We start from the raw sequence: 586 nt of genomic DNA, 5'->3' as shown, positions 1-586 counted from the left end.
CATACAACCCACCCAAAACATTGTTAGCACCGTGTCTTGTATTACCTCTGTTGTGCACCAAGATAGAGCCATCAATCTCGTAGTCAATAAAGAAGCCCCCTATACTCGGATCTGTTACAAGTGAAGGCAGGCCCGGCGCATCAACAAAACGAATTTCCTCTATTTCGAACCTTGCGACATTTCCAGAAGAAAAGGCAAACTTTATATCGCCGTTATCAAGAATATCAAACTCTAATCGGTGCTCTGCCAACTGCCCAGGATCTGCAGCAGAACTCATCTTGACACCCTGCAACGCTATACCCAAACCATCATCAAAATAGGCTATCTCACCCACTGAAAACTTCGATTCTAGGTCAACAGTGATTCCCGACTGCCCACTTACACCCGACAAAAACTCATCACCAAGTGCTTTTAGCTCCGCAGCGCTTATTTGTGGGAGAATAAAAAGCATTAATGTTATTGATAGTCTATTTATCATCCGTAATTCCTAAGGCGTTGGAAAAACCAACAGGTTACCCTGCAAAGTGAGATCACCACTCATCTCGACAGTCATTAAGTCGACCTGCTGATAGTCTGAACTATTACT

1 protein-coding gene is annotated in these 586 nt (G+C 43.7%); it reads right to left on the bottom strand.

Going from position 1 to position 586, the window contains the following annotated elements; genetic code table 11:
• Positions 1–478, bottom strand: a 478-nt coding sequence (locus tag A3766_RS08220) for a DUF6160 family protein (protein ID WP_197479435.1), incomplete at its 3' end; no start/stop codon positions are given.
• Positions 479–586: the final 108 nt, after the last annotated feature.

Source organism: Oleiphilus sp. HI0132, assembly GCF_001635845.1.
Note: the sequence above shows the minus strand (reverse complement) of the source record. Positions and strands in the feature narration are given on the sequence as shown.